The organism is Pseudomonas sp. MUP55 (assembly GCF_034043515.1).
In the GTDB taxonomy this organism is placed as follows: Bacteria; Pseudomonadota; Gammaproteobacteria; order Pseudomonadales; family Pseudomonadaceae; genus Aquipseudomonas.
The window spans coordinates 5704463-5725785 of record NZ_CP138214.1; the positions used below are offsets into that span (position 1 = coordinate 5704463).

General features: G+C 61.0%; 24 protein-coding genes. 11 read left to right on the top strand and 13 right to left on the bottom strand.

Annotation, left to right across the window (positions count from 1 at the left end; genetic code table 11):
• Positions 1–168: 168 nt before the first annotated feature.
• The 5 genes from SC318_RS25845 to SC318_RS25865 form a co-directional block, all read right to left on the bottom strand.
• On the bottom strand, positions 169–1410 hold the full coding sequence (locus SC318_RS25845) for a heme biosynthesis protein HemY (protein ID WP_320428954.1): 1242 nt from the start codon (positions 1408–1410) through the stop codon (positions 169–171).
• Between the two features lie 5 nt (positions 1411–1415).
• Complete coding sequence (locus tag SC318_RS25850; RefSeq protein WP_320428955.1) at positions 1416–2531, bottom strand: uroporphyrinogen-III C-methyltransferase; 1116 nt, start codon at positions 2529–2531, stop codon at positions 1416–1418.
• Between the two features lie 18 nt (positions 2532–2549).
• Complete coding sequence (locus SC318_RS25855) at positions 2550–3308, bottom strand: uroporphyrinogen-III synthase (protein ID WP_320428956.1); 759 nt, start codon at positions 3306–3308, stop codon at positions 2550–2552.
• Positions 3305–4246 carry a hydroxymethylbilane synthase gene (gene hemC, locus SC318_RS25860; RefSeq protein WP_320428957.1) on the bottom strand — a complete coding sequence of 314 codons (942 nt, stop codon included), beginning with the start codon at positions 4244–4246 and terminating at the stop codon, positions 3305–3307. The genes SC318_RS25855 and hemC overlap by 4 nt, the downstream gene beginning before the upstream one ends.
• 138 nt (positions 4247–4384) lie before the next feature.
• A complete protein-coding gene (locus SC318_RS25865) occupies positions 4385–5131 on the bottom strand; it encodes a LytR/AlgR family response regulator transcription factor (RefSeq protein ID WP_320428958.1) in 747 nt (248 codons plus the stop codon).
• A gap of 502 nt (positions 5132–5633) precedes the next feature.
• Between SC318_RS25865 and argH the strand changes: the two genes are divergently transcribed.
• Positions 5634–7028: an argininosuccinate lyase gene (gene argH, locus SC318_RS25870; RefSeq protein WP_073636689.1), complete on the top strand. Its 1395-nt coding sequence runs from the start codon at positions 5634–5636 to the stop codon at positions 7026–7028.
• 102 nt (positions 7029–7130) lie between these two features.
• Here argH and SC318_RS25875 read toward each other — a convergent pair whose 3' ends face one another.
• Positions 7131–7790, bottom strand: a complete 660-nt coding sequence (locus SC318_RS25875; RefSeq protein WP_320428959.1) for a glutathione S-transferase family protein — start codon at positions 7788–7790, stop codon at positions 7131–7133.
• 126 nt (positions 7791–7916) lie between these two features.
• Here SC318_RS25875 and SC318_RS25880 point away from each other — a divergent pair, with 126 nt between their 5' ends.
• The 3 genes from SC318_RS25880 to SC318_RS25890 all read left to right on the top strand — a co-directional run bounded on the left by SC318_RS25880 (position 7917) and on the right by SC318_RS25890 (position 11561).
• Positions 7917–8201 carry a hypothetical protein gene (locus tag SC318_RS25880; RefSeq protein ID WP_306490846.1) on the top strand — a complete coding sequence of 95 codons (285 nt, stop codon included), beginning with the start codon at positions 7917–7919 and terminating at the stop codon, positions 8199–8201.
• Between the two features lie 96 nt (positions 8202–8297).
• Positions 8298–8552, top strand: coding sequence for a TIGR02647 family protein (locus SC318_RS25885; protein WP_306490847.1), 255 nt, complete (start codon positions 8298–8300; stop codon positions 8550–8552).
• 168 nt (positions 8553–8720) lie between these two features.
• A complete protein-coding gene (locus tag SC318_RS25890) occupies positions 8721–11561 on the top strand; it encodes a class I adenylate cyclase (RefSeq protein ID WP_320428960.1) in 2841 nt (946 codons plus the stop codon).
• Here SC318_RS25890 and rnk read toward each other — a convergent pair.
• The 3 genes from rnk to cyaY all read right to left on the bottom strand — a co-directional run bounded on the left by rnk (position 11558) and on the right by cyaY (position 12656).
• On the bottom strand, positions 11558–11971 hold the full coding sequence (gene rnk / locus SC318_RS25895) for a nucleoside diphosphate kinase regulator (RefSeq protein ID WP_320428961.1): 414 nt from the start codon (positions 11969–11971) through the stop codon (positions 11558–11560). The two genes, SC318_RS25890 and rnk, sit on opposite strands and share 4 nt — an antisense overlap.
• Positions 11972–12102: 131 nt before the next feature.
• Positions 12103–12321 (bottom strand): DUF1289 domain-containing protein, encoded by a 219-nt coding sequence (locus SC318_RS25900; protein WP_320428962.1) that lies wholly within the window; start codon positions 12319–12321, stop codon positions 12103–12105.
• A 2-nt stretch (positions 12322–12323) separates the two neighbouring features.
• On the bottom strand, positions 12324–12656 hold the full coding sequence (gene cyaY / locus SC318_RS25905; protein WP_306490850.1) for an iron donor protein CyaY: 333 nt from the start codon (positions 12654–12656) through the stop codon (positions 12324–12326).
• A 238-nt stretch (positions 12657–12894) separates the two neighbouring features.
• On the opposite strand from cyaY, the gene lptM reads away from it, so the two are divergent.
• Genes lptM through SC318_RS25935 form a run of 6 tightly spaced genes read left to right on the top strand, consistent with a single transcriptional unit; the run spans position 12895 to position 17477 of the window.
• Positions 12895–13062 (top strand): LPS translocon maturation chaperone LptM, encoded by a 168-nt coding sequence (gene lptM / locus SC318_RS25910; protein ID WP_003195417.1) that lies wholly within the window; start codon positions 12895–12897, stop codon positions 13060–13062.
• 9 nt (positions 13063–13071) lie between these two features.
• Entirely contained in the window at positions 13072–14319 is a 1248-nt protein-coding gene (lysA, locus tag SC318_RS25915; protein ID WP_320428963.1) for a diaminopimelate decarboxylase, read from the top strand.
• A 3-nt stretch (positions 14320–14322) separates the two neighbouring features.
• The gene (gene dapF, locus SC318_RS25920; RefSeq protein ID WP_320428964.1) at positions 14323–15153 is read left to right on the top strand and encodes a diaminopimelate epimerase; all 831 of its coding nucleotides are present in this window, start codon (positions 14323–14325) and stop codon (positions 15151–15153) included.
• 13 nt (positions 15154–15166) lie between these two features.
• The gene (locus tag SC318_RS25925) at positions 15167–15883 is read left to right on the top strand and encodes a DUF484 family protein (protein ID WP_320428965.1); all 717 of its coding nucleotides are present in this window, start codon (positions 15167–15169) and stop codon (positions 15881–15883) included.
• A gap of 2 nt (positions 15884–15885) precedes the next feature.
• Positions 15886–16785, top strand: coding sequence for a tyrosine recombinase XerC (gene xerC, locus SC318_RS25930; RefSeq protein ID WP_320428966.1), 900 nt, complete (start codon positions 15886–15888; stop codon positions 16783–16785).
• On the top strand, positions 16782–17477 hold the full coding sequence (locus SC318_RS25935) for an HAD family hydrolase (protein ID WP_320428967.1): 696 nt from the start codon (positions 16782–16784) through the stop codon (positions 17475–17477). The genes xerC and SC318_RS25935 overlap by 4 nt, the downstream gene beginning before the upstream one ends.
• Positions 17478–17669: 192 nt before the next feature.
• On the opposite strand, the gene sutA is transcribed toward SC318_RS25935, so the two are convergent.
• The 4 genes from sutA to glnK all read right to left on the bottom strand — a co-directional run bounded on the left by sutA (position 17670) and on the right by glnK (position 20455).
• Complete coding sequence (gene sutA, locus SC318_RS25940; protein ID WP_320428968.1) at positions 17670–18002, bottom strand: dormancy-specific transcriptional regulator SutA; 333 nt, start codon at positions 18000–18002, stop codon at positions 17670–17672.
• Positions 18003–18103: 101 nt separating this feature from the next.
• Positions 18104–18529: a secondary thiamine-phosphate synthase enzyme YjbQ gene (locus SC318_RS25945; protein ID WP_306490857.1), complete on the bottom strand. Its 426-nt coding sequence runs from the start codon at positions 18527–18529 to the stop codon at positions 18104–18106.
• Between the two features lie 211 nt (positions 18530–18740).
• Positions 18741–20081, bottom strand: coding sequence for an ammonium transporter (locus SC318_RS25950; RefSeq protein WP_320428969.1), 1341 nt, complete (start codon positions 20079–20081; stop codon positions 18741–18743).
• Between the two features lie 35 nt (positions 20082–20116).
• Positions 20117–20455, bottom strand: a complete 339-nt coding sequence (glnK, locus tag SC318_RS25955; RefSeq protein WP_002555808.1) for a P-II family nitrogen regulator — start codon at positions 20453–20455, stop codon at positions 20117–20119.
• Between the two features lie 421 nt (positions 20456–20876).
• Here glnK and SC318_RS25960 point away from each other — a divergent pair, with 421 nt between their 5' ends.
• Entirely contained in the window at positions 20877–21140 is a 264-nt protein-coding gene (locus SC318_RS25960) for an accessory factor UbiK family protein (protein WP_320428999.1), read from the top strand.
• Positions 21141–21323 lie beyond the last annotated feature (183 nt).

Genomic DNA, 21323 nt, shown 5'->3' on the forward strand with positions numbered 1-21323 from the left:
GGAGCAGACAATTCCGCGAACGCGCAGGGAGATCCCACCTACACGCTGGGGAAATCGCCCTTCAAGACGTAAGAATTGATGACGGACCCGCTTAAGCCGAGCGTTTACAGAGGGTTGAAGGATTGGGTTGGAGATTCTTCTGAGCCAATCCTTTCGCCCTTTCCTACCTCAAGCTTGCGCGGGGGCTGGCAACGGTGCGGCCAGCAGACGATTGTCGAGTAACCCCAAGCCTTCCTGGAACAGCTGGTTGCTGCGCTCGGTATCACCCAACTGAGCCAGCAAACGGGCCAATTCAGCACAGGCCTCGGGATTGCGCTGCACCCGCAGGCTGCCTTCCAGATAATCCCGTGCCTTGCCCCACAGGCTGTTCTGCAGGCACAGACGACCCAAGGTCAGCAACAGGCTGGCGTCGCCTGGATGATCCTTGAGCCACCCCTCGGCAAACTTCAACTGACGGGCCGGGTCGCTGCCGCGCAGCAGGCCGTAGAGCCGAATAAGATGGCTGTCATAGCTGCGCTTGATCGCGCCGCGCAGTGCTTCCTCGGCCTTGGCATCAGCGCCCAGTCGACGCAGTTGGTCAGCATAAGCCAACACCAGCTGTGGCTCCTGGCGCTGGGCGGAAGTCAGTTGCTCCCAGGCACGCTCAAGGGACCGCAAGCCGGCCTCGCCCTGCTCTTCACGTTGTGCGGCCAGGCCAAGGTTTTCTCCCCACGCCCGGCGCTCCAGCTCAGCCAGCTCACTGGCCGGCAGCACCTTGTCCTTGCGCAGCTCAGGCATCAGGCGAATCACCGATGACCAGTCGCCACGTTGCTGGTGCAGTCGCTGCAGCTGTCGCAGCACCTGGGCATTGTGAGGATGGCGCTCATGCATCGCCTGCAGGGTGACCAGTGCGCCTTCCGTATCGCCACGGTCCATCTGCAACTGCGCGTGGCTCAAGGCAACGGCCAGTTCCGCCTGGGGCTGGCGCGCCAGAGCACGCTCCAGCAAAGCATCCGACTCTTCGTAACGGCCCAGCTCATTGGCCGCGCGTGCCGCGCCAAGGTAGTACAGCAGTGGTTGGCGCTCTGCTTCAGCGGCACGGTGCAGGTGGCGCTCGGCACTGGCCCAGCGGCCTTCGGCGAGGTCCATCTGGCCTTGCTCGATTGCGATCTGCACCCGTCGGCTGCGATTGCGCCGCGACCAGGGGTTGACCACGCCGCCAGAGGCAGTGACCAGACTCAGCAGGACGCGGATCAGGTAGATCCCAAGGCCGATGGCAAACACGGCCACCAATGTGGCCCACAAGCTCGACTCGTAATGCAGCAGATGGGGATAGGTAATCAGCACGTAGCCAGTGTGTTTCGAAATGCCCACGGCCAGTGCCAGGGCAATCGCGATTGCCAGTACCAGGATCACATAGAAACGCTTCATCGGCTCTACTCCTGGGTCGCAGGCTTGGCAGCCGAAGCCTTGGCTTCGTCGGCAGACAAATGACGACGCTCAAGGTACGCCTGCACAGCCGCAAGGCTCGCGGCCAGGTCGGGTGTTACCACCGACACGGCTTTAGGCTCAAGCTCGGCGATACGCGCCAGCATCGCCTTGCTCTGTGGGTTGTCCTGATTGAAGTTATCTTGCAAGACGCTGCGCGCTTCACCCAGCGAACGGCTATACACCGCCGATTCACCATTGAGCGCTGCCCACTGTGCTTGCTCCAGCGCCAGGCTCAAGGCCAGACGCACCTGGTTCAACCCTTGGCCCGCCAGCAGCGGACGAATGTTGTCATCGGGGTTGAAGTCGATACGGAAATAACGCGATATCTGCTCCCACCATTGGCTCAACTGGTTACCCGTGTCGCTGGTAGGGCGTCCCTGGGAAGCCGGCTCCGTGAGTTGATATTCCGGGGCAATGGCCGCCAGTTGCACCACCTGGTCGCGCAACGCTGCCAACTGCAGGTACAACCCGGTGCGGTCCGGCTGTTCGGTGCTGCGCAACGCCGCGAGGCTCTTGGCCAGTTGCTCGCGCGCCGCGAATGCGCCTGGGTCGCTCTGCTCACGAAGAATCTCGTCGGCACCCTGGACGAGCGACTGGGCGCTGTTGATGTCCTGCAAGGCGGATAAACGCAGACTGGCCAGACGAATCAGATGCTCGGCTTCAGCCAGGCGCCAGTCCTTGCGGCTGGCGCCCAGCACGGTTTCCAGACGCTGACTCAGGCGTTGCTGATCGCCCTGCAACTGGGCGACCAGGCGTCGGCGCTCTTCCAGCTCATCGGCGCCTGGCAACTGCGCAAGGCGGGCAGCCAACTGCTGCTGGGCCTGCTTGAGGCCCTGGGATTGGTCATCCAGGGTCTGTACCTGGCCCAGTTGCTGCTGGCTGCTGGCTTGCAGGGCCCGGACCTGCCAGATCCCCCAGCCGCCGGCGGCAACGCCCGCAGCACCCAGCAGCAAAGCGACGACGGCAAGGCCATTGCCACGGCGTGGCGCGGCGACCGGCGTTCCGACCGGCGCATCAAGCGCGGGCTGAGCTTCATCTTTAGGCAAGGCTGTTTCGCTCACGTATCCGTCCTTTGCGTATCAGAGAGTGGGAACGGGATTGCTCCCTAACGCCACTAACAAAGCCGCGGCACTCGCGCCGCGACAATCCACAACTTTTTCTGCGCCCGCGGCTCGCGCCATTTCATAGACGCGCGGGCTGGGCACGAACAACGGCAGCTGTGCCACCTCAGGCCAATCGGAGCCGGCCAAGGCCTGCAAGTGTAGAAAACCTTGCCCACTGCTGACCACCAGGCCGTTCAAGCGTTCCAACTCGATGCGCCGGGCCAGTGCGCCCGTGTCATGGGCCGGCAGCAAACGGCGATACAACTCCAGATAGTCGACACTAACACCAAGCTCGCGCAAACGCTGCGCAAGCAACCCCCGCCCTCCCTCGCCGCGCACGATCAGCACCCTGGCGCCGGGCCGTGCGACAGCCTCGCGCAATGCCGGCAACTCAAGCAATGCCTCGCTGTCGTCACCCGCTGGCGGATAGTGCACGTCCAGGCCATGATCGGCCAGTATCTGTGCCGTGGCGGCGCCGACACTGAACCACGGCATTCGGGGCAAGGGCGCGATCAATTGTTGCAAGGCAAGACGCGCCGCAGGCTTGCTCACCACGATCACCGCGCAATAGCGCTGCAGCGCCGCAAAGGTCGCCTGCTGTTCAGGCGTGACCGGTAACGCTTCAATCTCCAGCAAGGGCAACGTGCTGCTGAAAACACCAGCCTCGGCCAATGTCGCCGCCAAAGCTGTCGATTCCTCGGCAGGCCGTGTCAGCAGCAAGCGCCAATGGCTCACTGCGGGCCGGCCTCGCCGTAGATTTTTTGCAGAATGGCGCCGGCGCCCTTGTCCAACAGTTCCTCGGCGACCTGAATGCCCAAGGCCGTGGCCTCACGTTGCGGGCCGCGCACTTCGGCGGTCAGCAGCGTGCCGCCGTCCGGGTCCCCGACCAGACCACGCAACCACAGGTTTTCACCTTCGAGCACGGCATAGCAGGCGATCGGTACCTGGCAGCCACCGTTGAGGTGTTTGTTCAGGGCGCGCTCGGCCGTGACGCGAACTTCGGTGTCCGCGTGATCAAGCGGCTTGAGCAGTGCGTGAATTTCGCTGTCGGCGGTACGGCATTCAATCCCCACTGCGCCCTGCCCTCCGGCAGGCAAGCTGTCCTCGACACTGATTGCGCTGGTGATGCGATCTTCGAAGCCCAGACGGATCAGGCCGGCAGCCGCGAGGATGATCGCGTCGTATTCGCCCGCATCCAGCTTGGCCAGGCGCGTGTTGACGTTGCCCCGCAGAAAGCGGATCTGCAGGTCGGGGCGACGGGTCAGCAGTTGGGCCTGACGACGCAGGCTGGAGGTTCCCACGATGCTGCCCAGGGGTAATTCATCCAGGGACGCGTAGGTGTTTGAAACGAAGGCATCGCGCGGGTCTTCGCGCTCGCAGATGCAAAAGAGGCCCAAACCTTCAGGGAAGTCCATGGGCACGTCTTTCATCGAATGCACAGCGATGTCGGCTTCATGCTCCAGCAGTGCGGTTTCAAGCTCCTTGACGAACAGACCCTTGCCGCCAATTTTAGACAGCGGCGAGTCCAGCAGCTTGTCGCCGCGACTGACCATGGGCACCAGGGACACCCGCAGACCAGGGTGGGCCTGTTCAAGGCGTGATTTGACGTATTCGGCCTGCCATAAGGCCAGGGCGCTTTTACGGGTGGCGATGCGGATTTCGCGAGAAGACATGGATCAATCCGTACTGAATAGATACGGCAGATAATAACAGCTCAGGCAAATACGCTTTGATTTGTATCAGCAAGTGCGGGGCCTCCCTGGCCGCGTCGCACCGGGATAAGGACTGCAGGACTCGCCACAGCCCCTTGGCTAAAGCTGTTGCATCATCTTGCGCACGCCAGCGACATGGCGCCGACTGACGATCAAGGCATCACCATTGAGCCCCTTCAGAAAGAGCTGAAAGTGCCCCAGAGGCGTGCGTTGCAAGCGCTCGATTCGCTCGCGGGCCACCAGCGCATTGCGATGGATACGCACGAAAAGGTCGCCGAACTCATCTTCAAGGGCTTTGAGCGGCTCATCGAGCAGCACTTCGCCCGCTTCGTGACGCAAGGTCACGTATTTGTGGTCGGCGATAAAGTAGACCACCTGAGCGAGGGGAATCAGTTCGATGCCCTTGCGGGTCCGTGCACTGATATGGCTGCGGGGGCCGTTTCCACTTTGGGCGGCAGGCTGGGTCAAGGCGGCAAGCTGAACGCGGCTGGGTCGCTCGGCCTTCTTCAACGCCTTGAGCAGGCTTTCGGTCGCCACCGGCTTGACGAGGAAACTGACACCGCTGTCTTCCAGCGTCTGTGCAGAAAACTCTTCCTGGGCCGCGCATAACACCACGGCGGGTGGAGACTCGCGCTCACTCAAGCGGGCCGCGACTTGCAGGCCATCGAGGCCCGGCATACGGATATCGAGCAACACCACATCCGGCTTGAGGCTGTCGATCAACGTCAACGCCTCCTCACCGCTGGTGGCACTCGGCTCAAGGACTGTATAACCCTCGAGTTCACTGACCAGACGGCTCAGTCGCTCGCGGGCTTGGGGTTCGTCATCAACGATCAGGACATTCATATTGCGCTGGATTCCTGCGTGAGTCTCGCACAAGGATAACGTAGACAGGTGCGGTGACTTGCGTCACAGCGATCCACGCTAAGACTAGTGCGAGCGGCAAAAAGTGCCCCGAGAGCGGCACCCAAATTTACCCGGACCTGTTCAATAGCGCCCAAAACCTGCTGCCTTAGCGCATCGTTGTAGGGTTTGCTGATACACAATCCGAATACCCCCCTTTTTTAATGGATAGTCTGGGCTCTGACCGCATCACCCGACTTTGGTGCATTCACACACTATCAGTCCAACTGTAGACGCTCGCCGAGACGATATTGCTCAATCGTCAAATATCGTTTCAATAAGTACCTGTTGCCAGTCTCGTCCTGGATGCGGTCGGCGGCAAGGCACTTAGCCATCCTTTGCACAAAAAAATTGCCGCCCACCCACAGCATCGCGTCCGCGGACAACCCTGTTATTATCGCCGGCACACCTTCACGCCTCTTTTAAGCAGATCACGAGCGAATCCATGAGCACCGACAAGACCAACCAGTCCTGGGGCGGCCGCTTCAGTGAACCCGTCGACGCCTTCGTCGCGCGCTTCACCGCCTCCGTCACCTTCGACCAGCGCCTGTACCGCCACGACATCATGGGCTCCATCGCCCATGCCACGATGCTGGCCAAGGTCGGCGTACTGACCGACGCCGAGCGCGACAGCATCATCGATGGCCTGACCACCATCCGTGGCGAAATCGAAGCCGGTACCTTCGACTGGCGCGTCGACCTGGAAGACGTGCACATGAACATCGAGGCTCGCCTCACTGATCGCATCGGTGTAACTGGCAAGAAGCTGCACACCGGTCGCAGCCGTAACGACCAGGTGGCCACCGATATCCGCCTGTGGCTGCGCGATGAAATCGACCTGATCCTGGCTGAAATCACCCGCCTGCAGAAAGGTTTGCTGGAACAGGCCGAGCGTGAATCGGACACCATCATGCCCGGCTTCACCCACCTGCAGACCGCTCAGCCCGTAACCTTCGGCCACCATCTGCTGGCCTGGTTCGAAATGCTCAGCCGCGATTACGAGCGCCTGGTGGACTGTCGCAAGCGCGCCAACCGCATGCCGTTGGGCAGCGCCGCGCTGGCGGGCACCACGTACCCGATCGACCGTGAGTACACCGCGCAGCTGCTGGGTTTCGACGCTGTCGGCGGCAACTCTCTGGACGGCGTGTCGGACCGTGATTTCGCCATCGAATTCTGCGCCGCCGCGAGCATCGCGATGATGCACCTGTCGCGTTTCTCCGAAGAGCTGGTGCTGTGGACCAGCGCGCAGTTCCAGTTCATCGACCTGCCGGACCGGTTCTGCACCGGCAGCTCGATCATGCCGCAAAAGAAGAACCCCGACGTGCCCGAGCTGGTGCGTGGCAAGAGCGGCCGCGTATTCGGCGCATTGATGGGCCTGCTGACCCTGATGAAAGGCCAGCCGCTGGCCTACAACAAGGACAACCAGGAAGACAAGGAGCCGCTGTTCGACGCCGCCGACACCCTGCGCGACTCACTGCGTGCGTTTGCCGACATGATCCCGGCGATCAAGCCCAAGCACGCGATCATGCGTGAAGCAGCCTTGCGGGGTTTCTCCACCGCGACCGACCTGGCCGACTACCTGGTGCGTCGTGGCCTGCCCTTTCGTGACTGCCATGAGATCGTTGGCCATGCCGTGAAATACGGCGTGGACACCGGCAAGGACCTGGCTGAAATGAGCCTGGAAGAACTGCGCCAGTTCAGCGACCAGATCGAGCAGGACGTGTTCGCCGTACTGACCCTGGAAGGCTCGGTGAATGCCCGCAACCACGTCGGCGGCACTGCGCCGGCGCAGGTCAAGGCAGCGGTCGCACGTGGTCAGGCCCTGCTGGCCAGCCGCTGAATAAGATGTGGGAGGGGGCCTGCCCCCCGATGGCAGAGTGTCAGGCAATACATGCGCTGGCTGACTCACCGCTATCGGGGGCAAGCCCCCTCCCACATTGGATTACTTTTTGGCTGCAATCATTGCCATAAAACCCGGCATCGCCGCCAGCCTGTCCGCCTCTACCTTTTGCGCATTGGGCATTGCATTCAAACGCTCCAGCAACGCCTTCGCCTTCGGCAACTCAGCCAACAGGTCCAGCCCAAACAGCTTCTCGCCCACCCCCACGGCCAGGTTCAAGCTGTACATGAAATACAGATCGGCAATCGTGAAGCCCTCCCCCGCCACGTAAGGCGCGAACTTACCGTGCCGACCTAGCGTACCGACGCCAAGCAACAGTTCAGCTCGGGATTTCTCCTTGATCGCCTCCGGCACCGTCATGCCAAAAAAGGCTTCGGCGAAGCACGCCCGCGCGGGCAACTCGATATACAGCTCGATCTCGCGGCACAACGCCAGCACCTGAGCACGTTGAAACGGGTCGGCAGGAAGCAGCGCAGGCCCTTGCTGAGTCTGCTCGATATAATCGAGGATCACGCTGGTTTCGTTGATAAAGCCTTGCTTGACGCCGAGCACCGGCACTTTGCCTCGCGGGCTCACTGCCAGGGTTTCAGGCGTTTGTCCTGCGTAAAAAGGTACCTCTTGGAAAGGCACTCCTTTCTCCATCAGCGCCAGCTTGACCATGTTGTAGTAGTTACTGACAGCAAAACCGTAGAGCTTGAGCATTGCGGGTGCCTCCAGGCCAGGTGTGGGGTTGGCTGCAAGCGTTATAGACGCTCAGGCGTGGCCTGACCAGCAGCATCACTTGTCTGAATGGAGTTAGACTGGCGCCCTTTCCTTGAGGAGCCTGCCATGAGCGAGCCGACCGATATCGACAACGACGAAGAAGAATTCACCGAAAACACGCTGATCGAAGCGATTGAAAACCAGATCGAAAGCGACAACCCGCCAGCGGCCAAGGCGACCTTCAACAAACTGACGCTGGTCGGTTATGAGCGCGACGAGATCCTGAATCTCATGGCCCATGTGCTGGCCTTCGAAATCGATGCAATGCTCGATGAAGACCGAGCCTTTGATACCCAGTGGTATGAAACCGCGCTGCGAGCACTGCCTGAGTTGCCGCCGGAAAAAGAATAACCCTCGGGCGCGCAGCAACACGCTGGACAGTTCGGCAAAGTACGTTCACCTTATGGCCTGCTAGCCTCTAATAAATTTAGAAAGTCTGGAGTCCTTATGTCGTATACCCCTGAGTTGGTTGCCGAACTGGAAATCCTTGTACTCTTCCCCCTGGACAGCACCCAGGAAGGTCTGAAAGTCCATCAGACCGCTGCTCCCACTGCCATCGCCGCCGCCAAGCGCCTCCATGCCAAAGGCCTTATCGACCAACCGGACGGAGGCTACCTGACCAGCCTTGGCCGGGACGCCGCCGAGCAAGCCCAGACCCTGCTGACTATCTTGACCACCGCGTCGACCAAAGAAGCCGCCTGATACCTGATGCCGCCCATGGAGTCCGCCCCGCTGCGGATTCCGAGGGCGTTGCTGCGCCATTCACAAAAATCCAACGCCAACACCATTTCCCGCTAAACCTCCTACGCTACTGCCTGTAAACTCCTACACGGCCGCCCACGTCGGGCCCTGCGAGCCACCGAGTTCGACATGACCCGCACCCATGAAATCCGCCCCGACCTGGACGAAGGCATCGACCGTAAGGTGCTGACCCAGTTGCGCGCGCGTTTCATGGCCCTCAATGAAGGCCGCATGGCCCGGGCCGTCGAAGGGCTGACCCCGCGCCAGCAAAGCGTGCTGACCTTGTTGCCGCTGTTTTTCCATGTGAACCACCCATTGCTGCCAGGCTATGTTTCCAGCGGCACGCCGGCCGGGCTGTCGAATTTCGAACCCGACGCCCAGGCCCTGGCTGAGGCCCAGCGCCTGACACGTTCGTTCTCCTACAAGCCGCGCCACGGCAACCCGCCCCGCCCGATCCACGGTTTGTTCCTGATGGGCAGCCTGGGTACGCTGGCCCAGGCGGATCAAAGCGACATGGACGTATGGGTGTGCCACGCTCCCGACCTGAATGAAAACGAGCTGGTCGAGCTGCGCAAAAAGTGTCAATTGCTGGAAACCTGGGCCCAGACCATGGGAGCCGAGGCACATTTTTTCCTGATCGAACCGACGCGCTTTGTACTCGGCGAACGGGACACACAACTGAGCTCCGACGATTGCGGGACCACTCAGCACTATTTGCTGCTCGACGAGTTCTACCGCACCGCTATCTGGCTGGCCGGACGCACGCCGATCTGGTGGCTGGTGCCGGTGTATGAAGAAAGCCGCTATGCCGAGTTCACCCACACGCTGATTTCCAAACGCTTCATTCGCGCTGACGAAACCCTCGATCTTGGCCATCTGGCACACATTCCCCCGGGGGAATTCATCGGCGCCGGCCTGTGGCAACTGTTCAAAGGCATCGAGTCGCCTTATAAATCGGTGCTCAAGCTGTTGCTGACCGAGGTCTACGCCAGCGAGCACCCCAACGTGCATTGCCTGAGCCTGCGCTTCAAGCGCGCAGTGTTCGCCAATCAGATGGACCTGGATGAGCTGGACCCTTACATCGTGGTCTACCGCCGCATCGAGGAATACCTCAAGGCCCGCAATGAACCGGAGCGCCTGGAACTGGTGCGGCGCAGCCTGTACCTGAAGGTCAACCGCAAGCTCAGCGCCGGCCAACGCACCGCCAGCTGGCAACGCCTGCTGCTCGAACGCCTGGCCCAGGAGTGGGGATGGGACCAGCGCCAACTGGCCCTGCTGGACAGCCGCAGTCAATGGAAGGTGCGCCAGGTCGCCTCCGAGCGCCGTGCCCTGGTCAACGAGCTGAACTACAGCTATCGCTTCCTCACCCAGTTCGCCCGCGCGGAACAAACCGTCAGCCTGATCAACAAGCGTGACCTCAATGTGCTGGGCCGTCGCTTGTACGCAGCCTTTGAACGCAAGGCCGGCAAGGTCGAGTTCATCAACCCCGGTATCGCTCCGGACCTGGCCGAAGACACCCTGACCCTGGTGCACTCACCCAACCGCAAGGAACCTGGCCAGCATCACTGGGGCCTGTATAACGGCAACCTCACAGCCCTGGAATGGGAGCATTTCGCGCCGATCAAACGCAGCCGCGACCTGCTGGAAATGCTCACCTGGTGCCATCGCAACGGTGTGATCGACAGCAGTACGCGCCTGGCGCTGCATCCAGGCGCCAGCGACATGACCGAATTCGAGCTGTTCAACCTGTTGGGCAGCCTGCAACAGACCATCGCCCTGCCCTTGGCCAGCGTGGATGAAGTTCGCTTGTTGCGTTCGGCGGTGCCGGAAGAAGTGCTGTTGCTGGTCAACGTCGGGGTTGATCCACTCAAGCATCACCGCGACCTGAATATCCTGATGACCACCGAACGCACCGACTCCCTGAGTTATGCCGGTGTACGCGAAAACCTGGTGCTGACCCTGGACCAAGTCACGCTCAATAGCTGGAACGAGGTGATGGTCAGCCGCTACGACGGCCCCCACGCGCTGCTCGACTGCCTGCGCGATTACCTCAACCAACTACCCTCGGACCATCTGCCACGGTTGCGGGTGCGCTGCTTCTGTCACAACCGGGCGCAGTTCATTGCCCAGCGCGTGGAAGAGGTATTCGACACCGCACAGAACCTGCTGCTCGGCCAAAGCAATCACCGCTACCTGCTCCAGGTGCAGCAGCACTATCACGTCGTGGAACTGACTCCCGGGCAAGCCACGCATGTGGCGCTGCCGACCCAGGACGCATTGATCGCCTACCTCAGCGAAGAGCTGGCCAGCTACAGCCCGCTGCATCTGGACGCCATGGCGCTGGAAGACCATGACCTGGCACTTGTGCTGCCCATGGGGCTGGCCGACTGCATACAGGTATTCTACCGAGCCAATGAAGGCTTCGCCGAGCTGTATGTGCTCGACGAATTCAATGCGCTCTGGCAGCAACGCCTGCCGTTCCATGATGAACAAAGCCTGTTCGCACCGCTGCAGCGCTTCCTGCTTTCGATCATCTATCGCCGCGAAGCGCTGGCACCGCTGGACACACAACAGCCGTTGGGCGAAGTACAAACCCTGTACTACCAACTCTTGCCATCGGGCAGTGCTCGCGCGCGCGTTGTGGAGCCAAGGCCGGCGCCGCAGAACCCAGCCAACAAGCCGTTTTATGACGTGCAGGCGATTATCGGCAAGGCGGCGCCTGGCAAGGTGAGCATCACGCTGTACTGCAATCAGCGCGAGTTTTCCGAACTGGAGTTTGGCGACCAGCTGTTTGCGGTGGTCGCCAGGGAGATCGTCGGGCAACGTCGGGAGCCCGAGCGTTACCGCTGCTACATTACCGATCTGGATTTGTCGGGCCTGCTGGGCGACGTGCAAAGCCCGAGCAATCTGTACCTGCGCTACAAGACCGAGCTGGAGCTCGCGCTCAATCAAGCGCTGAGCCAGATTTAAAGCGGGAAGGGACCGCCGTCTTTGGGCTGGCCTTCAACACTCAACAGCTCGAGCTTGAGGGTCTTGCCGCCCGGTGCCGGCCAGTCGATGTGCTGGCCCACTTGCAGGCCCAGCAAAGCGCTGCCGACCGGCGCCAAAATCGAGATTTTACCTTCGTCGGCATTCGCATCCTTGGGATAGACCAGGGTCAGGTGATAGTCCTTACCCTTGCCTTGCTCACGGCAATGCACGCTGGAGTTCATGGTCACGACACCTGCGGGCACTTCATCGTGAGCAACCACCTCTTCGGCGCGGTCGAGTTCGGCCTGCAACGCTTCGACGCCAGGATAATCGTCGCCCAAGCGGTCGATCAGTTGTTCCAGACGCTGCACGTCAAGACGGGTGAGAATGATGGACGGTGCGGTGGTCATGATTCAGGCAGACTCCTTTTTCCTGCACAAAAAAGCAAAACCCCGCCAGAAAAAGGCGGGGTTTTCACGGACCTCGATGAGTTGAGGTGTATCCGGACACTACCACAGCGTCACAAATAAACAAGACAGCCTCAGGCGTGGGCCCGGCGCTGCTCGGCCTCGGCGCAGATCACTCGACGCCGCGCATCGTCGGCAGAGCGCCATTCACGGATGTCTTCGACGTGACGGAAGCAGCCGAGGCAGACTTTTTGCTCGTCAAGGCGACACAAACTGATACAAGGTGACGGCACTGCAGGGCTGACATTGCTGAACAGCGGCTTGGCCGGGCGTACGGGTGCAGGCTGGGTCACGGTCAAATCTCGTCAAAATCCAGGTCGGCGCCGGTATATTCGTGGACGAGGCGCGCAAGCATTTCTCCCAGCAACTCTTCACTCTTGTCGCACTGCCATTTGCCGCTTTCTTCGTCGTAGTCGAAGTGAACCCCACCGGAGCGCGCCGCCAACCAGAGCTGACGCAGCGGTTCCTGACGGCTGAAGATCAACTGCTGGCCGCTCTCGAACTTGACCGTCAGCACGCCGGCCGAGTTTTCCAGGTCCACGTCCAGGTCGCTGTCGTCGAAAATATCTTCCAGCTTCTCCTGGGCGGCATCCACCAGGTCGTGAAAACGGGCTTCGGTCAAACTCATTGTGGCAACCTCAAAAGTGTCTGGTTCTGCTCAAGCGCCGCACGATACGGACGCGCCCTGCCGATTGCAAAGGATACCGATTTCATCACAGATGGCGGTACGAAATATCCCCAGCTAGCGTAGCCCGCTTCCCGACTATCTCGGCAAACCCCCGCCGGACGGGTATTCCAGCGCATAGGCAAGCTGCCGGGTGGTCGGTATACTCGGGCGCAATTAATGCATATTCAAGGATTTCGCCATGAAGCGCCTGATCTCTTCCCTTGCTGCGCTCGTCGCGGTCGCTTGCCTCGTTAGTGCCTGTGGTCAAAAAGGCCCGCTGTACCTGCCCGACGACAGCAAAGACCCGAATGAACAGGCGCAGTCGTCGCAAAAGCCATCCAAAGCGCACAAGCACGACACTTACTAAGGGATCCTCATGGACGCTTTTAACTACCGGGACGGCGAGCTGTTCGCGGAAGGCGTGGCGCTGTCCGCAATTGCCGAGCGCTTTGGCACCCCGACCTACGTGTATTCGCGTGCACACATCGAAGCGCAATACCGCTCGTTCACCGACCCGCTGGAAGGCGTGCCGCACCTGGTGTGCTACGCGGTTAAAGCCAACTCCAACCTGGGTGTGCTCAATGTCCTGGCGCGCCTTGGCGCCGGTTTCGACATTGTGTCCCGTGGTGAACTCGAACGTGTATTGGCCGCCGGTGGCCAGGCCGACAAGATCGTGTTCTCCGGCGTCGGCAAGAGCCGCGAAGACATGCGCCGCGCCCTGGAAGTAGGCGTGCACTGCTTCAACATCGAGTCCACCGACGAGCTGGAACGCCTGCAGGTCGTGGCCGCCGAGATGGGCGTTCGCGCGCCGATCTCCCTGCGCGTCAACCCGGACGTCGACGCCGGTACTCACCCGTACATTTCCACCGGTCTCAAAGAGAACAAGTTCGGCATCGCTATCGCCGACGCCGAAGACGTGTACATCCGCGCCGCCCAATTGCCCAACCTGGACGTACTGGGCGTCGATTGCCATATCGGCTCGCAACTGACCACCCTGCCGCCTTTCTTGGATGCGCTCGACCGCCTGCTGGCGCTGATCGACCGCCTCGGCGACTGCGGCATCTACCTGCACCACATCGATCTGGGTGGCGGTGTAGGCGTACGTTATCGCGACGAAGAGCCGCCGTTGATCGCCGACTACATCAAGGCCGTGCGCGAGCGTATCGAAGGTCGCGACCTGACGCTGATGTTCGAGCCGGGCCGCTACATCGTGGCCAATGCCGGTGTGCTGCTGACCCAGGTCGAGTATCTCAAGCACACCGAGCACAAGGACTTCGCCATTGTCGACGCGGCAATGAACGACCTGATCCGCCCGGCGCTGTACCAGGCCTGGATGAACGTCACCGCCGTGGCACCGCGCGACAGCGAAACACGCGCGTATGACATCGTCGGTCCGATTTGTGAGACCGGTGACTTCCTGGCCAAGGATCGTCAATTGGCTCTGGAGGAAGGCGACCTGCTGGCCGTGCATTCGGCCGGTGCCTATGGGTTTGTCATGAGTTCCAACTACAACACTCGCGGCCGTGCGGCCGAGGTGCTGGTGGACGGTGATCAAGCGTTTGAAGTGCGTCGCCGCGAGACGGTAGCCGAGTTGTATGCTGGCGAAAGCCTGCTGCCGGAGTAAGCCATGCTGCTGCGTTTTACCAAGATGCACGGACTGGGCAATGACTTCATGGTCCTCGACCTGGTCAGCCAGCACGCGCACATCCTGCCCAAGCACGCCAAACAATGGGGCGATCGGCATACCGGTGTCGGCTTCGACCAACTGCTGCTGGTGGAAGCGCCGACCAACCCGGAGGTGGACTTCCGTTATCGGATTTTCAATTCCGATGGCTCCGAAGTGGAACAGTGCGGCAACGGCGCCCGCTGCTTTGCGCGCTTTGTGCTGGACAAGCGCTTGACCGCCAAGCGCCAGATTCGCGTCGAGACCAAGGGCGGCGTGATCGAACTGGATGTACGCAGTGACGGCCAGATCAGCGTCAACATGGGCGCGCCACGCCTGGTGCCGGCGGACATTCCGTTCCAGGCGCCGGAGCAGGCCCTCAGTTACGCACTGGATGTCGACGGCAGCACCGTGGATATCGCCGCGGTGTCGATGGGCAACCCCCATGCGGTGCTGCGGGTCAATGACATCAACAACGCGCCGGTGCACGAACTGGGGCCGAAGATCGAACATCACCCGCGCTTTCCAGCGCGGGTCAACGTGGGCTTCCTGCAGGTGATCGACCGCTCCCGCGCGCAATTGCGCGTGTGGGAGCGCGGCGCCGGCGAAACCCAGGCCTGCGGCACCGGTGCTTGCGCCGCTGCCGTGGCCGCGATCAGCCAGGGGTGGATGGATTCGCCACTGCTGATCGACCTGCCCGGTGGGCGCTTGTCCATCGAATGGGCAGGCCCAGGCCATCCGGTGATAATGACCGGGCCGGCCTCGCGTGTATACGAAGGACAGGTCCGTCTATGAGTGAGCCAAGCCAATGACCGATAAGCCTCAAGTACCCGCACACCTCACCCCAAGTGAAAGCCTGGAGGCCGCTGCAGTCGCGGCGTACCTCGAGGCTCATCCGGACTTCTTCGTCGAGCACGATGAATTGCTTCCGGCATTGCGCATCCCTCACCAGCGTGGCGATACCGTGTCGCTGGTGGAACGGCAGATGAAAATCCTGCGTGAGCGCAATATCGAAATGCGCCATCGGCTTTCGCACCTGATGGACGTGGCGCGCGACAACGATCGCCTGTTCGACAAGACCCGTCGCCTGATCCTGACCCTGATGGACGCCGCCAGCCTGGAAGAAACGGTGATGGCAGTGGAAGACAGCCTGCGCCAGGACTTCCAGGTGCCATTTGTCAGCCTGATCCTGTTCAGCGACAACCCGATGCCAGTGGGTCGCTGGGTCAGTGGCAGCGAAGCGCAGACCGCCATCGGTGGCCTGCTGTCGGAAGGCAAGACCATCAGCGGCACCCTGCGCGAGCACGAACTGGACTTCCTGTTTGGTGCCGAACAGCGCAAACAGATCGGCTCGACTGCCGTAGTAGCCCTAAGCCACCAAGGCCTGCACGGCGTGCTGGCCATTGCCAGCCGCGACCCTTCGCACTACAAGAGCTCGGTGGGCACGCTGTTTCTGACCTACATCGCCGAAGTGCTGGGCCGCGTCCTGCCACGCTACACCACTGCCCTGCGCGCGGTGCGCTAGCCATGGAACGGCAACTGGACGCTTACTGCGCTCACCTGCGCAACGAGCGCCAGGTGTCGCCTCATACCCTGGAGGCCTACCGAAGGGACCTGAACAAGGTGCTGGCCTATTGCGAAAAACAGCAGGTTGCCAGCTGGAAGGCGCTGGATATCCAGACTCTGCGCAGCCTGGTCGCTCGGCTGAATCAGCAAGGTCAGTCCTCGCGCAGCCTGTCGCGTCTGCTGTCGGCGGTGCGCGGCCTCTATCACTACCTGAACCGCGAAGGCCTGTGCGATCACGACCCGGCCAACGGCCTGTCACCACCCAAAGGCGAGCGACGCCTGCCCAAGACCCTGGACACCGACCGCGCCCTGCAACTGCTGGACGGTGCGGTCGAGGATGACTTTCTGGCGCATCGCGACCAGGCGATCCTCGAACTGTTCTATTCCTCGGGCCTGCGCCTGTCAGAGCTGACCGGCCTGAACCTCGACCAGCTCGACCTGGCGGACGGACTGGTGCAGGTGCTGGGTAAGGGCAGCAAGACGCGCGTACTGCCGGTCGGCCGCAAAGCCCGTGAAGCCTTGCAATTGTGGTTGCCATTGCGCGCACTGGCCAACCCGCAAGACGACGCCGTATTTATCAGCCAGCAAGGTCGGCGCCTGGGGCCACGAGCCATTCAGTTGCGGGTAAAGGCCGCGGGCGAACGTGAACTGGGGCAAAACCTGCACCCGCATATGCTCCGGCACTCCTTCGCCAGCCATATGCTGGAGTCGTCCCAAGACCTGCGCGCGGTACAGGAACTGCTCGGCCACTCCGATATCAAGACCACGCAAATCTATACCCACCTCGACTTCCAACACCTGGCAACGGTGTACGACAGCGCCCATCCACGGGCCAAACGCATCAAGGGCGACGACTCATGAGCATCAAGCTGATCACCTTCGACCTGGACGACACGCTCTGGGACAACGTACCCGTCATCATCAGCGCCGAAGCGTCAATGCGCGAATGGTTGGCGCTCAACGCCTCCAAGGTGGGCGATTTACCTCTGGAACATTTCGCCAGCCTGCGCCAGCAAGTGCTGCAGCGTCACCCTGAACTCAAACACCGCATCAGCCTCCTGCGCCACCGCGTATTGCTGCAGGCCTTCGAAGAGGCCGGCTACCCACAGCCTGAAGCTTCAGAGATGGCCGACGTGTGTTTTGAGGCGTTCATACATGCGCGGCACCAACTGAGCGTATTCCCCGAAGCCGAGCCGATGCTCAAGGCGCTGCGCCAGCACTTTCTGCTCGGGGTCATCACCAATGGCAATGCCGACGTGCAACGCGTGGGCCTGGCGGACTACTTCCACTTTGCCCTGCGCGCCGAAGATATCGGTATCGCCAAGCCGGATGCGCGCTTGTTCCAGGAGGCATTGCAGCGCGGCGGTGTGGAGGCCGGGGCGGCGGTGCATGTTGGTGATCATCCAGGCGATGACATTGCTGGTGCGCAGCAGGCAGGGCTGCGGGCCGTTTGGTTCAACCCGACGGGCAAGGTGTGGGAGGCAGACAAGCGCCCCGACGCAGAAATTCGCAGCCTGACAGAGCTACCGCCATTGCTCCGCAGCTGGCAGTAACACGCCACAGATCCAATTGTGGGAGGGGGCTTGCCCCCGATAGCGGTGTACCAGTCACCAGATGTACTGACTGACCCATCGCAATCGGGGGCAAGCCCCCTCCCACATTGAATCGCCACAGGCTCATAAATCCGCAGGTATGAAAAAACCCGCAGCGACGGCGGGTTTTTTCTTACAAGCAGTCAGCTGACCTCAGATAGGACGGCTGCCGTACTTGTTGTCAGGCTTCTTCGGTGGGTCAGCAACCACATTGGGCTCGACTTCGACCACTTTGCCGCCCTTGGCGAGGAATTCTTCCATCGCACGGGCCAACGCATCGCGCTCCTTGTTCTTGGCTTCGACGCTGGGCAGCTCGTCTACCGAGACGGCAGCCTTGGCCTTGCCTTTGGCTTTGGGCGCGGCATCATCGCCAGCACTGTCATCAAGGTCTTCAGCAACGTCATCAGCCGCCGCTTCAAGACTCTCTTCAGTGTCGTCTTCGTCACCTACTTCGAGGTCGTCGTTTTCCAGATCATCGTCGCTCATGTTCTACCTCATGACTTGCGAAAAGCAGATTAGTTATAGCCCAGCTTCACCCTCTGTCGAGGTCGCCGGAAAAAATCAACGTCCACTGGATCACCAGTGGCTTATGCCTCTTCACCGTGCAAGGTGGCGAGGACTTTACGAGCACCGCCATGATCACGGTGCTCGCCCAGATAAACACCTTGCCAGGTCCCCATCGCCAAGCGGCCGGCCTTCACCGGCAAACTCAGCTGGCAGCCCAGGAGACTGGCCTTGAAGTGCGCCGGCAGATCATCCGGACCTTCGTCGTTGTGTTCGAACCCTGCATGGCCCTGCGGCACCAGTCTGTTGAAGAAACGCTCGAAGTCACGGCGAACCGCCGGATCGGCATTCTCGTTGACCGTCAACGAGGCCGAGGTGTGCTGCAGCCACAGATGCAACAGGCCCACGCGACAGGCCTTCAATTCAGGCAAGCCGGCAAGCAACTCGTCGGTCACCAGGTGAAAGCCCCGGGGCTTGGCCCGCAGGGTAATCAGGGTCTGTTGCCACATACAGTTCTCCGCCCATCGGCGCGCATTCTAGCGCGCTCTGGAAAAAAACAAAGTGCCGAATACGCCTACATGCCTGTAAGACATTCGCACCCTCAAAAGTGCGGTGTGGATCCCATCACAAAGTCGACGAAAAACCCATACCACTTATAGCCAAAGACAAACGCCAGGCAAAAAAATGCCCGGCAAGCCGGGCATCTTTTTTTTCGCGTACTTACAAGTTGTAGCCGCGCTCGTTGTGTTGCGCCAGGTCGAGGCCGACCGCCTCTTCCTCTTCGGTGACACGCAGGCCCATGACCATGTCCAGCACCTTGAGGATCACGTAGGTGACGATCGCCGTGTAGATCACGGTGAAGCCAACACCTTTGCACTGGATCCATACCTGGGCGGCGATGTCGGTGGTAGCAGCGTTGAAGCCACCCATCGATGGGGCCGCGAACACGCCAGTCAGAATCGCGCCGAGGATACCGCCGATACCGTGCACGCCGAAGGCGTCCAGGGAGTCGTCATAGCCCAGCTTGCGCTTGAGGGTTGTGGCGCAGAAGAAGCACACCACGCCCGCCGCCAGGCCGATGACCAGAGCGCCCATCGGGCCGACGGTGCCAGCAGCCGGAGTGATGGCGACAAGGCCGGCCACCACACCCGAGGCGATGCCCAGGGCGCTCGGCTTACCGTGAGCGATCCACTCGGCGAACATCCAGCCCAGCGCAGCAGCAGCAGTGGCAATCTGGGTAACCAGCATTGCCATGCCGGCCGTACCGTTGGCCGCCGCAGCCGAACCGGCGTTGAAGCCGAACCAACCGATCCACAGCATCGCCGCGCCGATCAAGGTGTAACCCAGGTTATGCGGTGCCATCGGGGTGGTCGGGAAGCCTTTACGCTTGCCGAGTACCAGACACGCCACCAGGCCAGCCACACCGGCGTTGATGTGCACCACGGTGCCACCGGCGAAGTCCAGCACGCCCCAGTCCCACATAAGGCCGCCGTTGCCGCTCCAGACCATGTGCGCAATCGGCGCATAGACCAGGGTGAACCAGATGCCCATGAAAATCAGCATCGCGGAGAATTTCATGCGCTCGGCGAAAGCACCGACGATCAGCGCCGGGGTGATGATGGCGAACGTCATCTGGAAGGTGATGAACACCGCTTCCGGGAACAGCGCCGCAGGCCCGGTGATGCTGGCCGGCGTGACGCCCGCCAGGAACGCCTTGCCCATGCCGCCGAAGAAGGAGTTGAAGTTGACTACGCCCTGCTCCATACCGGTGGTATCGAACGCAATGCTGTAACCGTAGACGACCCAGAGGATGCTGATCAGGCCAGTGATGGCGAAGCACTGCATCATCACCGACAGAATATTCTTGGAACGGACCATGCCGCCATAGAACAGCGCCAGGCCAGGAATAGTCATGAACAGCACCAGTGCGGTGGCGGTCAGCATCCAGGCAGTGTCGCCGGAGTTGAGGACTGGAGCCGCCACTTCATCTGCCGCCATTGCAAGGCTTGGCATTACGATGGACAACAGGGCTCCGAGCCCTGCGAATTTACGCAGAGTCATAGTGTTTTTCTCCTGGGGCGTTGGGGTTTGGCGGCTTAGATTGCGTCGGTATCGGTTTCGCCGGTACGGATGCGAATAGCCTGTTCCAGATTGACCACGAAGATCTTGCCGTCACCGATCTTGCCAGTGTTGGCGGCCTTGGTTATCGCCTCGATAACCCGGTCAAGATCCTTGTCGTCAATGGCGACATCAATCTTCACCTTAGGCAGGAAATCAACCACGTATTCCGCACCGCGATACAGCTCGGTATGACCCTTCTGCCGACCGAAGCCCTTGACCTCAGTAACGGTAATGCCCTGCACGCCGATCTCGGACAGTGACTCGCGTACGTCGTCCAACTTGAACGGCTTGATGATGGCAGTGACTAGCTTCATGAAAACTCTCTCCCGAATTGGTGGACTTGCCCCAGGAAAACAAACCCGTCTCAAGTCTAAGCGCAGTGCCTGGCTTTGTAACGCATCGTCGCCTCGGCATTTACCGTGGCGACGCCAGCGAACACTGGTGACGAAAAACTGTACCCCTGATCCATCGGCGCACTGCATTCGTCACAGCGACTGCATCAGTGCATGGGTCATGTTCGTCTAAGCAGAAACCTTGCCAGCTCCGTAAAAAGCACTGAAATCAGTCCGTTGCCCGCTCACGCCCACCCGCCGGGCGTTCCGGCAGTGGCCAAGCGCATCAAAACAGTGCGCGACCGTCCATCCCGATGCGCGAAAAGCGTGCGCGTCAGGCCATGGAAAGACTATAGAGGCTGCGTGATACACTGCCTGCCAACTGTTTTCCGGAATATTTCCCATGCTCGCGCCCAAAGACTTCCTTGATGCCCTGAGCGGCCAGGCTTCTCGCCTGTTCAGCGGTGACACCCCGCTGCCTCGCAATGAAATCGAAAGCCAGTTCAAGGCCCTGCTGCAAAGCGGCTTCAGCAAGCTCGACTTGGTGAGCCGTGAAGAATTCGACAGCCAGATGGTGGTACTGGCCCGCACGCGTGCGCGGCTTGAGAGCCTGGAGGCGAAAGTCGCAGAACTGGAAGCTCGGATGACGCCAGCCTCTGCTCAATAACCGCGATGAGTGATGGGGGTTACCCCTCAGCGTTAAAAACGGCAGAAGCGCGAAGTCACCTGTGGCGAGGGAGCTTGCTCCCGCTGGACTGCGCAGCAGTCCGATTGTCTGAGCAGTCCGATTGTCTGGGGCCGCTTCGCGACCCAGCGGGAGCAAGCTCCCTCGCCACAGGTACGGTGTTCG

Bases quoted from the DNA above. Each gene is read 5' to 3' on its own strand.
- SC318_RS25845 (WP_320428954.1), bottom strand. From the start codon at position 1,410: ATGAAGCGTTTCTATGTGATCCTGGTACTGGCAATCGCGATTGCCCTG.
- hemC (WP_320428957.1), bottom strand. From the start codon at position 4,246: ATGTCTTCTCGCGAAATCCGCATCGCCACCCGTAAAAGCGCCCTGGCC.
- SC318_RS25865 (WP_320428958.1), bottom strand. From the start codon at position 5,131: ATGAATGTCCTGATCGTTGATGACGAACCCCAAGCCCGCGAGCGACTG.
- argH (WP_073636689.1), top strand. From the start codon at position 5,634: ATGAGCACCGACAAGACCAACCAGTCCTGGGGCGGCCGCTTCAGTGAA.
- SC318_RS25875 (WP_320428959.1), bottom strand. From the start codon at position 7,790: ATGCTCAAGCTCTACGGTTTTGCTGTCAGTAACTACTACAACATGGTC.
- SC318_RS25880 (WP_306490846.1), top strand. From the start codon at position 7,917: ATGAGCGAGCCGACCGATATCGACAACGACGAAGAAGAATTCACCGAA.
- SC318_RS25885 (WP_306490847.1), top strand. From the start codon at position 8,298: ATGTCGTATACCCCTGAGTTGGTTGCCGAACTGGAAATCCTTGTACTC.
- SC318_RS25890 (WP_320428960.1), top strand. From the start codon at position 8,721: ATGACCCGCACCCATGAAATCCGCCCCGACCTGGACGAAGGCATCGAC.
- rnk (WP_320428961.1), bottom strand. From the start codon at position 11,971: ATGACCACCGCACCGTCCATCATTCTCACCCGTCTTGACGTGCAGCGT.
- cyaY (WP_306490850.1), bottom strand. From the start codon at position 12,656: ATGAGTTTGACCGAAGCCCGTTTTCACGACCTGGTGGATGCCGCCCAG.
- lptM (WP_003195417.1), top strand. From the start codon at position 12,895: ATGAAGCGCCTGATCTCTTCCCTTGCTGCGCTCGTCGCGGTCGCTTGC.
- lysA (WP_320428963.1), top strand. From the start codon at position 13,072: ATGGACGCTTTTAACTACCGGGACGGCGAGCTGTTCGCGGAAGGCGTG.
- dapF (WP_320428964.1), top strand. From the start codon at position 14,323: ATGCTGCTGCGTTTTACCAAGATGCACGGACTGGGCAATGACTTCATG.
- SC318_RS25925 (WP_320428965.1), top strand. From the start codon at position 15,167: ATGACCGATAAGCCTCAAGTACCCGCACACCTCACCCCAAGTGAAAGC.
- xerC (WP_320428966.1), top strand. From the start codon at position 15,886: ATGGAACGGCAACTGGACGCTTACTGCGCTCACCTGCGCAACGAGCGC.
- SC318_RS25935 (WP_320428967.1), top strand. From the start codon at position 16,782: ATGAGCATCAAGCTGATCACCTTCGACCTGGACGACACGCTCTGGGAC.
- sutA (WP_320428968.1), bottom strand. From the start codon at position 18,002: ATGAGCGACGATGATCTGGAAAACGACGACCTCGAAGTAGGTGACGAA.
- SC318_RS25945 (WP_306490857.1), bottom strand. From the start codon at position 18,529: ATGTGGCAACAGACCCTGATTACCCTGCGGGCCAAGCCCCGGGGCTTT.
- SC318_RS25950 (WP_320428969.1), bottom strand. From the start codon at position 20,081: ATGACTCTGCGTAAATTCGCAGGGCTCGGAGCCCTGTTGTCCATCGTA.
- glnK (WP_002555808.1), bottom strand. From the start codon at position 20,455: ATGAAGCTAGTCACTGCCATCATCAAGCCGTTCAAGTTGGACGACGTA.
- SC318_RS25960 (WP_320428999.1), top strand. From the start codon at position 20,877: ATGCTCGCGCCCAAAGACTTCCTTGATGCCCTGAGCGGCCAGGCTTCT.